The following is an 11771-nucleotide window of genomic DNA, read 5'->3' on the forward strand; positions in this document are numbered from 1 at the left end:
ATATCTTCATCGGCGAGAGCCTCGACGATCACCTCGCGGACCCTCTCCTCGTCATCGACCACCAAAACGCGCATGTGTTATCTTTTCATTCGAGCGAGCATGTCCCTGCGGCTCGCCGTCGACGGCGGAGGAGACGGCGGAACCTTAGCCGTTCGGACGCATTGTCCGGCCTCTAGCACGCAGCAACGGAGTCAACCAATGCGCAGGATCCTGATCGCCCTCGCCGCCACGACAATGCTCGCCGGGGCCTCCTCCGCCCAGACGGCGGTGACCACGACACAAGAGGTGTTCGTCAAGGCGCAGCCAACCGACGTGCTGAGCGCCAACCTCATCGGCCTCAACATCACCAACGAGGCCAACGAGACCATCGGCGAGATCAAGGACCTGATCCTCTCGCAGGGCCAGCTGTCCGGCTACATCATCTCGGTCGGCGGTTTTCTCGGCATGGGCGAGCGCTACGTCATCGTGCGCCCGAGCGCCGTGAAGGTCACTTACGACGAGAACGGCAAGAAATGGCACGCGGTGATGAACGCCAGCAAGGACCAGCTCAAGACCGCGCCCGAGTTCAAGTACGAAGGTCGCTGGGAGCGCTGATCCAACCCGGCCACGTCTTTCATGGAAAAGGCCCCTCGCGGGGCCTTTTTTTTGCGTTCTGGCGTCTTCCCACGTCCAAGCCGTGAATTATCCGACAAGCCGCCGCCACCAGGGCCTCACGGCCAGGCCATGCCACCGGTCGCGGTCTTCCCGAAGCTCCACCACACGGGCTTCAGCAGCATCGGCCCGCCGACGCTCGGCATCGAGAGCCAAGCGCAGGCCCACAACCTCTCCCTCAAGCCGCGCGAGAGCCTCATGAACCGGGTTCACAGGAGGCGTCGACACCGTCGACGTAGGCAGTGTCGTATCCGGTGACGTAGGCGGGTTCGTAGCCGGTGTCGTCGCCTGCTTCACCTCAAGCAGATCGGACGGCACCGCCACCCTGGCCTTGCCGTCATTGCCCACTTGGCGCGGCCAGCGGCCCCGCCGCGCCTTCTGTTTCACGGAGGCAGCGGAAATGCCGAGCGCCTCAGCCGCCTCGGCATAGCTCATCCATACGGTCGACTCCGTCACGGCCTACACCTCCGGTGCTGTAGCGGGTGTCGTCGGCGGCTACGTAGGGGGCTTCACAAAGCAGGAACGCTACCGGCCGCATGGTTAACGAAAGATTACCAGAGGCCCACCAACCAGGCTCCCGCTACAGGGCTTCCGGCCACTTGCGCGCGCCATGGAAGACCCGGAGCACCGTCACGGCCTCCTCGTCGATGCGGTAAGCCACGACGTAGGCGGTGCGGTTGATCGGGAGCTCGCGGGTGCCAGCGACACGGCCCTCGCGGCCCATGAGAGGATGCCGGGCCAGGGCCGCCACCTGGCCGGCGATCTCGTCATGGATCCTGTAGGCAGCCTCCGGATCATCGTTGGCGATATAAACCACGATGCCGGCGAGATCCTCCTCGGCCAGGGGATGCCACTCAAGCCTCATGCGGTTCGCCACGCTTCTCCGCCGCCATCTGGTCGATGATGGCGCGCGTCCGGCCCATGACCGCATCATGCGGCACAGCCGGGCGAGGGTCATCCAAAGCCGCCTGGATACGGCCGCGCACCCACTCGTCATGCCCTGACTCCGACTGGATTTCCCGCTCGCCACGGGCACACTCGACATAGGCGCGCATGAAGTCGCGGATCACCTGCGCGGCGGAGCGGTCGGCCAGCTCGGCCGCCGTCTTGAACGCCACCTTGAGATCGGCGGGAACCCGGAAGTTGAAGTTCTCCTCCTTTGGGTAACTGGTGGTGCGGGGCATAGCCTTCCTCCAAAATTGCGATGATTATGTAATTACACATTCATCGCCTAAAGGTTCAAGGCAAATACCAGCCGCCCGCACCGGCCACGTCGACGAAGCAGGCCATGCGGCCGTCAGACGCCGGCTTCCTGACCCACTTCTCGCCAGTGCACTCGGCCACCCGGCGCAGGAGCCCAGTATCGGCCATACGCTTCGCCAGCCGCCCGTCGGCGGAGTTGCCCCATTCGGCCGCCACCTTCTCGTCCCTGGCCATGGCATAGGCCTCGGCATAGCCCCTCTCGGAGCCCCAGCGGCTCGCCTGCCACCAGACCCCAGCCAGGGCCAGGACGGACACGCCAACAGCCAGGGCAAAGGCCCTGAGCTGCTTCGTGCCGGCAGCATCCGCCGCAACCTTCTGCGCCACACCGGCCACGGATTCGGACAGCTTCTTCAGGGCCTCCTGAGAGGAAGCCGCCATCACGGCGTCCGCCGTCTCCTTGGTCTTCACCAGCGCCTCATCAAGGGCTGCGCCGAGCTTGGCCGGAATGCGCTCATGATAGGAGCGGTAGTATTCCAAGGCGATGATCAGAGACCAGAGCGCATCATTGTCCCGGATGCCGAGCGCATCCCGGACCTTGAGCAGCTTCTGCCTCTCGGCATCGCTCATCGGACGCCCCACCAGGGTCTCAAAGGCATCCTTCATCGCTACACCAGCCGCTCGATCACCTTGCGGACCTCCGCGCGCCACCGGTCGAGCTCGACCCGGTTGCCAAGGGGCATCCCTTCGCGGGCCGCCTGGATCGACTTGCGATCCGTATAGAAGGCATCCGCCACGCGATCCGCCAGATCAGGAAAGTCGAGCACCCCACCCTTGCCGCTGCCGGCCTCCTCCAGCGCCTTGCGCAGGTTGGTCGCGTTGAAGAATTCGAACTTGCTGGCCGGCGAGAAGTAGAGGTTGCGCAGGATGTAGAACGGCACCCCCGGCATCCTGTCATGGACGAGCTTGGCCGCCTCGATGCTATCGCGGCCCCGGTTGATCGGCCACACGATCACTAGCCTCCGGCCGAGTTCCTTGGCGGCCTCCTTGAGGCCCCCGCCATACTCGATGATACCCGGCAGCGATCCCGCCGCGCTGTTGATCACCACCGGCGCATCTGCCTGCTCCTCCAGGGCGTTCACCAGATCGATCCACCCATCCGCCACGTTCAGGTCAACCGTCAGGCTCGGCAGGTGCGGATAGGCCTTCGCCACGTCACTGTTGCTCTGGTCCGTCTCAACCAGCACCGGTGTCTCGCCGCTCTGCTCCAAATAGTCCAACAACGCCATGGAGACGAGCGACTTGCCGACCCCTCCCTTGCTGCCCCCAGCCAAGTACACGCCGCTCATTCTCACAGATCCTCCTGATCCGGCCTAATCTTAAACGAACCCAACGGCTTCTTTGCCTCCACGGCTTGCTTCGGAGCCGCCTCCTTCTTCGTCACCACCGTCGGCTTCTTCGATACCGACCTCGCCTTCGGCTTTGCCTTCCCCTTCGCCCGCGTCAAGTAGCTCTTGAGCGTCGTGCTGCCGATATCCAGGCCTTCACCGCGCAGAACCTCGGCAATGTGCTCCAGCGTATATCCGCGCTGCCGCAGCGCCTCGATCTCCTTGCGCAGCGAGGTTACCACCTCCTGCTTATTCAGCTTGCGTGGCGGCGGCTGCACCGCAGGCAGCGCCTCCAGCTTCTTCGCGATCTCCGCGACCTTCTCTTCCGTGAATTCCATTGCCTTCTCCCGAATCGCCATCCGTGTTCAAGCTGCCTCGTCCGGCATTATAGTCCAGCTTCGTTGTGCTGCCAAACGTAGCGTGTTAAATTGGTAGCAGGATGGTCCTTGTCATACACATGCAGTGCATGTGGTGCCAAGGCACGCCGGGGCGTTCGGCGCTTGCGCTTCTCACACCACGGCTCAACCTGCCAGGGGCGAGCCCCTGGACCCCCACCCGCTCGGCGCTTCGCTTTTCGCAGGCGTCCGGGCACAACCCGGAGGCTTCGCGTGCCCTTCGAACCTATCGGCCCGGTCAAGCTCGATGCCATCGTCAACGTGAGGCTCACGCCGGACGAGAAGGCGGACCTCGTGCGCCAAGCGGGTGACGCCGGCCTGTCCGTGTCCGAGCTGGTTCGCCGCCGCGCGCTCGGCCGTCGCGTCGACACCGCGCTTGACCGCGCCACGCTCAACGAGCTGAGACGCCTGGGCGGGCTGTTCAAACAGGCCTTCGCCACCGGAGCCGACAAAGCGCAAACCGGAGCTGCCTTGCAGGCCGTGCGCGAGGCCATCGAAAGGCTGTCCCGATGATCGTGAAGCGCTCCGCCGACCGAGGCGGCAAGAGCCGCGCCGCATCCGCCAAAGCCATCGTCGAGTACATCACACGCGCCGAGAAGGGGGAGCGCCCCCTCCACATCGGCAGCGAGGGTTTCTTCGCGGAATCATTGCAAGCCCAAACCGCCGAGATGGCCGCGCTGGCACAATGCGCGATCCGATCGAGGAACCCGGTTTCGCACTTCATCCTGTCCTGGCCGGAGCACGAGAAGCCGACGCCGGAGCAGGCCGACGAGGCCGCCCGGATCTTCATGCGCGAACTCGGACTTGAGGGCCATCAAGCGATCTGGGCCTTGCACGACGACACCAGGGTCCGGCACCTGCACATCGCCCTGAACCGGACCCATCCCGAGACAGAACGAGCCGTGAAGATCAACAAGGGCTTCGACATCAACGCGGCCCATCGGGCCGTCGCGATCATCGAGAAGGAACAGGGTTGGGAGCCCGAGGCCCGGGCCCTCTTCCAGATCGACGACCAGGGCCAAGCGGTCGCCGCAGAACGCGACACGAACCGCCATCCGACCAGCAAAGCCCGCGACTTCGAACACCGGACAGGCGAGCGATCCGCGCAACGGGTCGCCATCGAGGATCTCGCTCCCCTCATCCGGGAAGCGGCCTCCTGGAAGCAGCTCCACGCCGCCCTCGCGGACCGCGGCGCATCCTACATCAAGAAGGGATCAGGCGGTCTAATCCTCGTCGGCGAAACGCCCATCAAAGCCAGCCGGGCCGACCGTTCAGCCTCACTAACAGCTCTCACGAAACGCCTCGGCCCCTACGAGCCAGCACAGACACAGGTCCAGGAAAAGACCCTCTCGGCCACACCAGAGCAGGCCATGCCGGCCCCGTCACTCAGCGCCGCGCGGTTCCTGGAATACTGGCAGCAGCGGGCCGCCTGGCTGCGCGAAAAGAAGGCCGCCACTGAGAAGCTGAAGGCCCGGCAGGAGATCGAGCGCGAGGCGCTGAAGCGGAAGCACGCCCAGCAGCGGACAGAGGCCCTGCGCGGGGTCTGGCGCAACCGGGGCGAGGCCCTGAACGCGATGAGGGCGGCCGTCGCGGCCGCCCAAAAGGCCGACCGAGCCGAGCAACGCAAACTGCACCAGGCCGAACGGGAGCACCTGCGGGAGCGGCACCCGCCCCTGCCATCCTACGAGGCCTGGCTGCGCCTCGGCGGCCACGCCAAAGAAGCCGACGCCTGGCGCGAGCGCCTGCGGTCAACCGCGATCATGGGCGTCTCATGGGTGGAGCCAAAGCCCTCGAACCGTGCCGATGTAAGGGCCTTCGAGGCGGTTCCGGTCGGGCGCGAGGTGCACTACCGCCGCGAAGGCCGGACCGATCTGGTCGACCGGGGCCGTTCCATCGGCCTCGCCAAAACCGACGACACCGCCATCCTCGCTGCCCTGCAGATCGGGCACGAGAAATGGGGCGGCGTGGCACTCCGGGGCAGCCTGGAGTTCCGCCAGCGGGCGGCCACACTCGCCATCGCACACCGCATCCAGGTCCGCGACCCTGGCGAAGGCGTCGATCTCAAGGCAATCCAGAAAGCTCACGAGCTGAAGCAGGAGCAGACCATCACGCAATCACAAACGCAGAAGGTTCACCGGAGCCGCGAGCGGGGAGGATACAGCCGATAGCTGCCAGCGGATCATCGTTCCAACAAGACCACAATCACCGCGCCGAGGCTGAAGAATTCCTCCGCGTCCTGCGGGAGCTACGCGAGCAACTCCATGTCCATCGCCGCCTGATCCTCGAACGGATCGAGGCGCTGCGCGCCAACAATCCCTGATTGGGGTGTCACTGCCCGGTCCCGGCATCAAGCCGCTGCGCGGCTCCTCCACTGCGTTCCGGCCCTGACGGGTGACGCCGCGCCCAGCCAGCGACTTGGCTTGGCATGGGCAAGGCTCCGCCCTGCCCTTCTCCCCGAGAAGGACCAGATCCCACCGATTCGGAACAGTATTGCGCGCTGGAAGAACCTAAGCGGCCACGGAGGGCGGCGCGCGGGGACCTTCGCGCGTCCGATTTGCAACGGTGGAACGCGGAAAATCCGGACAGTTATCGTGTATGTCTGCCACCTTACTGGACCAACCCGCCTTTCGGCGGTCCGGCATCATGCGCCGCGCGCGCGCGGCGGCGCTGCGGGCGTCGACGCGCAGGGTCTTGAGGTTGACCAGGCACGGCCGGCCGTCGGGCAGGCGCTCGACGCGGCATTCCTTTGTTACAAAGTCACAAAGGAAGCGCCCGCCCAGCTCCTCGTACCAGTCCTCGGGGGCGGCCGGGCCATAAGCCTCAACGAAACGGCCTTGGTCGACCACCGTCACGGCCTTGCGCCAGACCCGCCAGACGGCCCGGCAGCGGACGCGCGCGCCAGTCCTGTCGTACTCGAGGCCGACCCGCTCCACGCGGTCGAAGCCGGCCGGCGGCACGGTCGCGGCCTGGTAGCTCTCCGACCACGGCCCCTTGCGCTCCTCGCCCGCGATGGCGGGCGCGACGGTCACGACGGGATGGCCCCGGACCTCGGGCACCTCGTCCGGGCGCTCGTGCATGGTGGCGATGCGGGCGATGGCCGGGTCGAGGATGGCCGAGCGGGAGGCCTCGGGAACGCGGGCGTTGTAGATCGAGCGGACATAGTCGACGTAGCCGGTGCGGGGGGCGTCCCAGGCCCGCAGGATGTCGTCGCCGGCGAGCTTGCCGGTGTAGTTCGCGACCAGCACCGCAGGGGCCCGGAAGCGGGCTCCGCGCGCCGACGGCGGCACTTCGGCCATGACGGCATCAAAGCGCACCCCTTCCGATTCCGGGCGCGTGACCCTGACCCCAGGCATGACGTAGACCTTGGCCATACCCTCGCCCGCCTGCACGAACTTCAGGTGCTTGGCGGGCTTCTTGACCAGCTCGATGGTCCCGTCAGGCCGCTTCACCTCGATGTCCTCGGGCCGGAACTGCTTCGACCAGTCCAAGAACCCCCCGAGCTTGCGGTGCATCTGGAGCCGGTAGAGCTCCATCGAGAGCACCGCCAGCTCCTCGTCGGTCAGGGGATCGGCGAGCAGGTTCCTGGCATAGCCGTCGGTGCCGTCGTTGGGGTTGTTCTCGTCGTTGTCCTTGGTGTCGTCGAAGCAGTACTTGACGACCTCGTCGGCCAGGTCGCCCTTCACGTACTTGGCATGCACGTTGAGATCGCCGGGCGCAGCGGCATGGATGCGAGCGAGAAAATCGTGCCACTTGCCCTCCTCCATCCATTCGTGGAGGGCCGGCGCATGGGCGTGGATGTGGAAGAGCGGGAGACGGCTGTCGGGGCACCTGCCCTTGTACTTGACCTCGGTCGCGACGAGCGACGGGTCGAAGCGGGTGCCGAACTCGGCCGCGACCCCGCGCATCGTTGGCCAAACCACCCGTGACAGGTTGCGTGACAGACGGCGGCAGCCCCTGCGGACATCGTAGAGCCCCGTGAAGCGGAAGGAGGCGGTGAGGTGCGTCATGCGCAAGCCCTCCTGCCGCTTGAGCGCGGAATAGACCCGGAAGAGGCTCTTCATCTGGGTCTTGTTGCGCCGCCCGATGCCGGGCAGCACATTGAGGTTGCGCATCCTGATGTATTCGTTCTCGGCCGCCTCGCCGGTGGCGATGTTGACCATGGCGGCGCGGCCCGTCGGCGTGTCCCACTCGGCCGCGTCGACGCCGTAGACCGGCTTCGGCTGCGGATCGGGCCGCCAAGCAGTCCAGAGCTCACCCGTCCGTGGATCGACGAGGCCGAGGCTCGCCGCCCCGCGGGTGATCCGCTCGGCCATGGTGACGGTGCGCTCGTAGAGGGCAAGCCTCGCCTGCTCCCCAAGCGCCTGGTCGCCGGCGTCCGTGCCGGTCAGGACGGCGAGCAGCGTCTCGCGATCAATGCTCGCGATCACCCCGGTGGAGCCGGGTTCCAGCTGGACTTGAAACGGCCGCGGAGGCCTCGCCTTGCGCCTAGCCTCGCCCACCGCATGCCGCCTTTCCTGGCGGCAGGAGGGGCCGGCGCGCAGATTCCCGATTCCCTTCCGGAGCGGGACGCGCTATAACCAGCTGTGCGGGTGGTCGATGCTCTTTGAGCAACGATCTACTCCATGTTGTGATGCTCCTCGTCGCGCTATGGCCGCCAAACCTTCACGCGATGCAGTCGCATCGATCACCCCGCACCACCTTCTCGAATCGCGATGCAGGCACAGCCGAACCGCTCGGCTGCACCGTCATGCTTAACAGGAAATAACCTGAGCGTGAAGCGGGGCCGTCACGCCGTCAGGCCAGGGTGGCCTTCAGCCTATCACCCCATAGACGGCGGCCCCGATCACCAGCGCCCCAATGAGCAGCACCGGGGGGAACCAGTCCGGATACGGCTTCTCGTGACCGTTGTAGCTCATGTGACCTCGCTGCGGTTGGTTAAGCCTCGCCCGATGGAGCGGAACCGGGCGGTTTCATAACAGCGGTCATCCTGGCCTTGGAAGCCAGCTCCGCTATAATGGCAGTCGACGCGGCTGTGGTTGTAGCGAGGCGGCCGCATGAGATGTTACTTCCATCTGGTCAGTGCGACCGAGCACCTCCTCGACACCACGGGTGTCGAAGTCGCCAGTGCTCACCAGGCCTATTCTGTCGCCCTGACCGTGCTGCAAGAGCTGCGTGACGAAGGCGACAGCGACAGCTGGAACGGCTGGTTCCTTGATGCAACTGATTCGACCGGTCACGTTATGTTCTCGATCAATCTGACCACCGAAGCCATGGCTTTGCATTAGTGCCGCCCGGCTTCCAGAGGCCGCGCTTGCGCACGCTTCAGCTTGCGGTACAACGGGTGCCGAAGTTTCGCACCCCTACCCCCCCTGCTGCCATGCCCTCGAAGTCTTCCTTGAACGTCTCCCTCACGCCCGAATGGGCGGCCTTCATCGCGGATAAAGTCCAGTCCGGCGAGTACCGCAGCGCCAGCGAGGTGGTGCGGGCCGGCCTGCGGACCCTGACCCAGGAGAGCCGGAAGGATCAGCCGAAGGGCACCGCGCCCGCCCCTTGCGACCTCAGCTTCCTCGACGACGGCAGCGAAATGGGCCGGCTGATGCGGGCCCACGACTGGTCGCGCACCGCGCTTGGCCCGCTCGCCACCTGGCCACAGAGCCTGAAAACCACGGTCGGCATCCTGCTGCGCTCGCCCATCCCCATCGTGCTGCTGTGGGGTCCGGACGGGGTGATGATCTACAACGACGCCTATTCGGTGTTCGCCGGCGGCCGCCATCCGCTCCTGCTCGGCGCGAAGGTGCGCGAGGGCTGGCCCGAGGTCGCCGATTTCAACGACCACGTCATGCAGGTGGTCTTGGGCGGCGGCACGCTGTCCTACCAGGACCAGGAGCTGACGCTGTACCGGAAAGGCCGGGCCGAACAGGTCTGGATGAACCTGGATTACAGCCCGGTGCTCGACGAGAGCGGCCGGCCCGCCGGGGTGCTGGCCATCGTGGTGGAAACCACGGAACGGGTGCTGGCCGAGCAGCGGGTGGCGGCCGAGGGCGAGCGCTTCCGCAGCCTGTTCCAGAAGGCGCCCGGCTTCATGGCAATGCTGCGCGGCCCCGAGCATGTGTTCGAGATCGTCAACGACTCCTACGTCCAGCTGATCGGCCACCGGGATGTGATCGGCAAACCGGTTCGGACGGCGCTGCCGGAGATCCAGGGCCAAGGCTTCCTCGAGCTGCTCGACACCGTGTTCACAAGCGGCGAACCGTTCCGGGGCCATGCACTGCCGGTGAAGCTCCAGCGGCAGCCCCACGGACCCGTCGAGGAGCGCTTCGTCGAATTCGTCTACCAGCCGATCAGCGACAGCACCGGCCGCGTCACAGGGATCTTCGTCGAGGGCTATGACGTCACCGAGCGGGTCGAAGGCGAGGACAAGCAAAAGCTGCTGCTGCGCGAGCTGAACCACCGGGTGAAGAACCTGTTCGCCATCGCCAGCGGCATGGTGACGATCAGCGCCCGCTCGGCCAGCACCCCACGGGAGATGGCCCAGGTGCTGCACGGGCGGCTCAATGCGCTGGCGCGGGCCAACGAGCTCATCCGTCCGGGGCTGATCGGCACCGAGCAGGATCAGGACCGCACGACCCTCGACCAACTGGTCGAGACGATTCTTCTGCCTTACGTCGACGAAGCCCGGGCCAAGGACCAGGAGTGCATCATCATCGACGGCCCCGCCGTGCCGGTGGGCGGCAATGCGGTGACCAGCCTCGCCCTGGCCTTGCACGAGACCGCCACGAACGCCGCCAAATACGGCGCGCTCGCCGCGCCCAAAGGCTGCATCCGGGTCGATTGGCACGTCAAGGACACCGACCTGCATCTGCGCTGGGAGGAGACGGACGGCCCCGCCCTGACCTCACCGCCACAGATCCAAGGATTCGGCAGCAGCCTGGTGCAGCGGAGCATCGCCGGCCAGCTGCACGGCCAAATCAAGTATGACTGGCGGCAGGACGGCGTCACCGTCCATGTCACCGTGCCGCTGGAACGCCTTTCTCAATGACCTGTTGACGCTTAGGGCGCTAAGTTCTTGCCCTGGATAGGATTTTTATTTTGCTCCATGGCGCGTGCATCCTTGTCTGCGAGGACGAGCCCTTCATCGCTCTCGACCTGGCCCTCTCCATCGAAGATGCGGGCGGACAGGTCGTCGGCCCGGCGGCCAGCATTGCCGAGGCGCGCGCGCTTCTGGCAACCACCGCGGTCTCAGGGGCCATCCTGGACGTGCACCTGAGCGACGGCGAGGTGACGCCGATTGCGGTGCAGCTGCTCGAAGGCGGCGTGCCGGTGGTGGTCCAGACCGGGGTCGGGCTGCCCTCCGACCTGAAGGCGCGCTATCCGGCCCTGCCGGTGCACACGAAGCCGGTATTCCCGCAGCATCTGATCGCGAAACTTGCCAGCCAAATAGCCCCTGCCTAAAGCTTGGGAATCCGAGGCCGTCTCAACCCATGCCCCCTTTGCGACCGACCATGAGCCAGACCCCTCCCCCAAACGGTTCCACCAGCCAGTCGGATCAGGACCGCCGCTCGTTCCAAACGACAATGGACGAGGCCAACCGGGCCATCGCGGAGACGCAGGCCCAGATCGCCCGCTCGCGCGCCCTGGGCCAGGCCGAGGCTGACCTGGCGCGAACCATCGACCGCATGAGCCAGGAGCCGGACGAATCGCGTGACCGGTCCTGACCGGATTCATCCCGCCGGTGCACTCCTCACCGATGCCAAGATTGCCGGCATGAGTTGAGCAATCCGAGCCGGCTTGTTCAAGACAATGCCCCCTGGCACCAAACCCGTCTGGTCCTCGGCAAACCCCGAAGCGTAAACAACGCCGACCCCAGGCAGCACCACACGGAAGCGGCGCGCCAGCTCCCAGCCGTTGATGCCACCCGGCATGCGGATGTCCGTAAACAGGACATCGATCGGCGGCACCGCAGTGAGATATTGCAGGGCCTCCTCACCGCTGCCCGCCTGAAGAACCTCCATATCTTCATCGGCGAGAGCCTCGACGATCACCTCGCGGACCCTCTCCTCGTCATCGACCACCAAAACGCGCATGTGTTATCTTTTCATTCGAGCGAGCATGTCCCTGCGGCTCGCCGTCGACGGCG

Annotated in this window: 15 protein-coding genes; 7 read left to right on the plus strand and 8 right to left on the minus strand. The window is 65.9% G+C overall.

Features of this window, described 5'->3' with window-relative positions; genetic code table 11:
• The first annotated feature begins 198 nt into the window (after window positions 1-198).
• Entirely contained in the window at window positions 199-594 is a 396-nt protein-coding gene (locus H0S73_RS25250; protein ID WP_181054977.1) for a PRC-barrel domain-containing protein, read from the plus strand.
• Window positions 595-681: 87 nt separating this feature from the next.
• On the opposite strand, the gene H0S73_RS25255 is transcribed toward H0S73_RS25250, so the two are convergent.
• The 6 genes from H0S73_RS25255 to H0S73_RS25280 all read right to left on the minus strand — a co-directional run bounded on the left by H0S73_RS25255 (window position 682) and on the right by H0S73_RS25280 (window position 3577).
• Window positions 682-1107: an RNA polymerase sigma factor sigma-70 region 4 domain-containing protein gene (locus tag H0S73_RS25255; RefSeq protein WP_181054978.1), complete on the minus strand. Its 426-nt coding sequence runs from the start codon at window positions 1105-1107 to the stop codon at window positions 682-684.
• A gap of 124 nt (window positions 1108-1231) precedes the next feature.
• Window positions 1232-1516, minus strand: coding sequence for a type II toxin-antitoxin system RelE/ParE family toxin (locus H0S73_RS25260; RefSeq protein ID WP_181054979.1), 285 nt, complete (start codon window positions 1514-1516; stop codon window positions 1232-1234).
• Window positions 1506-1835: a CopG family ribbon-helix-helix protein gene (locus tag H0S73_RS25265; protein WP_181054980.1), complete on the minus strand. Its 330-nt coding sequence runs from the start codon at window positions 1833-1835 to the stop codon at window positions 1506-1508. Before H0S73_RS25265 ends, H0S73_RS25260 begins: the two co-directional genes overlap by 11 nt.
• A gap of 55 nt (window positions 1836-1890) precedes the next feature.
• Window positions 1891-2517 carry a DUF6753 family protein gene (locus tag H0S73_RS25270; RefSeq protein ID WP_181054981.1) on the minus strand — a complete coding sequence of 209 codons (627 nt, stop codon included), beginning with the start codon at window positions 2515-2517 and terminating at the stop codon, window positions 1891-1893.
• Window positions 2518-2519: 2 nt separating this feature from the next.
• Window positions 2520-3200 carry a P-loop NTPase family protein gene (locus H0S73_RS25275; protein WP_181054982.1) on the minus strand — a complete coding sequence of 227 codons (681 nt, stop codon included), beginning with the start codon at window positions 3198-3200 and terminating at the stop codon, window positions 2520-2522.
• 2 nt (window positions 3201-3202) lie between these two features.
• Entirely contained in the window at window positions 3203-3577 is a 375-nt protein-coding gene (locus H0S73_RS25280; protein WP_181054983.1) for a protein mobC, read from the minus strand.
• Window positions 3578-3847: 270 nt separating this feature from the next.
• On the opposite strand from H0S73_RS25280, the gene H0S73_RS25285 reads away from it, so the two are divergent.
• Both H0S73_RS25285 and traI read left to right on the plus strand, forming a co-directional pair.
• On the plus strand, window positions 3848-4147 hold the full coding sequence (locus H0S73_RS25285; protein ID WP_181054984.1) for a plasmid mobilization protein: 300 nt from the start codon (window positions 3848-3850) through the stop codon (window positions 4145-4147).
• On the plus strand, window positions 4144-5802 hold the full coding sequence (gene traI / locus H0S73_RS25290; protein ID WP_181054985.1) for a TraI/MobA(P) family conjugative relaxase: 1659 nt from the start codon (window positions 4144-4146) through the stop codon (window positions 5800-5802). The genes H0S73_RS25285 and traI overlap by 4 nt, the downstream gene beginning before the upstream one ends.
• 339 nt (window positions 5803-6141) lie before the next feature.
• Here traI and H0S73_RS25295 read toward each other — a convergent pair whose 3' ends face one another.
• Window positions 6142-8061: a hypothetical protein gene (locus H0S73_RS25295; protein ID WP_181054986.1), complete on the minus strand. Its 1920-nt coding sequence runs from the start codon at window positions 8059-8061 to the stop codon at window positions 6142-6144.
• Window positions 8062-8688: 627 nt separating this feature from the next.
• Between H0S73_RS25295 and H0S73_RS25300 the strand changes: the two genes are divergently transcribed.
• The 4 genes from H0S73_RS25300 (at window position 8689) to H0S73_RS25315 (ending at window position 11349) form a co-directional block, all read left to right on the plus strand.
• Window positions 8689-8919, plus strand: coding sequence for a DUF6894 family protein (locus tag H0S73_RS25300; RefSeq protein WP_181054987.1), 231 nt, complete (start codon window positions 8689-8691; stop codon window positions 8917-8919).
• 110 nt (window positions 8920-9029) lie between these two features.
• Window positions 9030-10673, plus strand: coding sequence for a type II toxin-antitoxin system ParD family antitoxin (locus H0S73_RS25305; RefSeq protein ID WP_181054988.1), 1644 nt, complete (start codon window positions 9030-9032; stop codon window positions 10671-10673).
• Between the two features lie 50 nt (window positions 10674-10723).
• Complete coding sequence (locus tag H0S73_RS25310) at window positions 10724-11086, plus strand: response regulator (RefSeq protein WP_202050073.1); 363 nt, start codon at window positions 10724-10726, stop codon at window positions 11084-11086.
• Between the two features lie 50 nt (window positions 11087-11136).
• The gene (locus tag H0S73_RS25315) at window positions 11137-11349 is read left to right on the plus strand and encodes a hypothetical protein (RefSeq protein ID WP_181054989.1); all 213 of its coding nucleotides are present in this window, start codon (window positions 11137-11139) and stop codon (window positions 11347-11349) included.
• 6 nt (window positions 11350-11355) lie between these two features.
• Here H0S73_RS25315 and H0S73_RS25320 read toward each other — a convergent pair whose 3' ends face one another.
• Window positions 11356-11718, minus strand: a complete 363-nt coding sequence (locus tag H0S73_RS25320; protein ID WP_181054990.1) for a response regulator — start codon at window positions 11716-11718, stop codon at window positions 11356-11358.
• Window positions 11719-11771: the final 53 nt, after the last annotated feature.

The organism is Microvirga mediterraneensis, from assembly GCF_013520865.1.
In the GTDB taxonomy this organism is placed as follows: domain Bacteria; phylum Pseudomonadota; class Alphaproteobacteria; order Rhizobiales; family Beijerinckiaceae; genus Microvirga; species Microvirga mediterraneensis.